Genomic DNA, 1,276 nt, shown 5'->3' on the forward strand with positions numbered 1-1,276 from the left:
CCCGGCAATTCGCTCGCCGCGATCGCGCGCGCCAGCGCCTCGTCGTTGAACGACCACAGATCCTCGATCGAGCCGCCGCCGCGACAGACCAGCAGCACGTCGACCTCGCGGCGCGCATTCGCGGCCTCGACGGCCGTGACGAGCTTGTCGGCGGAACCGGCGCCCTGCACGGGCGCCGGATAGACGATCACCGGAATGTGCGGCGCCCGGCGGGCGAGCGTGGTCAGCACGTCGCGCAGCGCAGCCGCCTGCAGCGACGTGACGATGCCGATCGCGCGCGGGTGGGCCGGCAGCGGCCGCTTGCGCTCGGGCGCGAACAGTCCCTCGCTCTCGAGCTGCGCCTTCAGCCGCAGGAACGCCTCGTACAGGCGCCCCTGCCCGGTGCGCCGCACGGCCTCGACATTGAGCTGCACTTCGCCGCGCGGCTCGTACATCGTGACAACCGCGCGCACCTCGATCCGGTCGCCTTCGCGCGGCGTGAATTCCGCGTATTGCGCGCGGCCGCGGAACATCACGCAGCGCATCTGCGCCTGCTGGTCCTTGATCGAGAAATACCAGTGGCCGCTTGCGGCGCGCGTGAAATTCGACACTTCGCCCGAAATCCACAGTAGTGGAAACGAGCGCTCGAGCATCGTCGAAATCGCGCGATTGAGCGCCGAAACGGGAATCACTTCGTCGCCGCCGCGGGTCGCGCCCGGTGCGGCAAATGGGGAGTCGGAAGGCATGGACGGTCGGATGAATGCTGGCGGCGACACGATAGTCCGACACGCGCGCGACGTCCAGCGCCGGGCATATGCGCGATGACGTTCGGAAGGTGTCCACACTTTGGCAATCATCGGCCTAAAACACGTGAAAACCGCTGAAAAATCCAGACAATTAGCTATAACACATTGATTTTTATATATTTTTAAACCTTTCGGAATGATTCTCATCCGATTCGAAGCCCACCCGGCGGGCGTTTGACGTCATCGGGCGAGGAGTTTTTCACAGAGTTATCCACAAGCCGCCGCGATCCGGCCCCACCGGCTGCGGCGGCCGGTCGCGCTTGCCGCGCCCGCCTGCGGCGCGCTAGAGTGCCGCCTTCCGAAGACCCTGCGGCATGTGCCGCCCAACGGAGAATCCGCCTTGACGAATCCGTCCCACGCCGCGGCGCACGAGATGCCGCGCCCGGCCCGATGAGCGCGCCCGACGGCCCGCTCGCCCGGCTCGAAGCCCGCCTGATGCGCGAATGGCAGCGCCGCGGCGCGCTCGCGTGGGCGCTCACGCCGTTCGCGTG

The 1,276-nt window shown here is 67.2% G+C and carries 1 protein-coding gene and 1 pseudogene; one reads left to right on the forward strand and one right to left on the reverse strand.

The genetic code is table 11. The features are described from left to right. On the reverse strand, positions 1-725 hold a 725-nt coding region (gene xseA / locus G3O00_RS42470; protein WP_206146574.1), incomplete at its 3' end, for an exodeoxyribonuclease VII large subunit. 393 nt (positions 726-1,118) lie between these two features. On the opposite strand from xseA, the pseudogene G3O00_RS44255 reads away from it, so the two are divergent. Then, a pseudogene (locus G3O00_RS44255) lies at positions 1,119-1,276 on the forward strand (tetraacyldisaccharide 4'-kinase); the annotation flags it as partial.

The organism is Burkholderia sp. Ac-20384, assembly GCF_017104605.1.
Classification (GTDB): domain Bacteria; phylum Pseudomonadota; class Gammaproteobacteria; order Burkholderiales; family Burkholderiaceae; genus Burkholderia; species Burkholderia lata.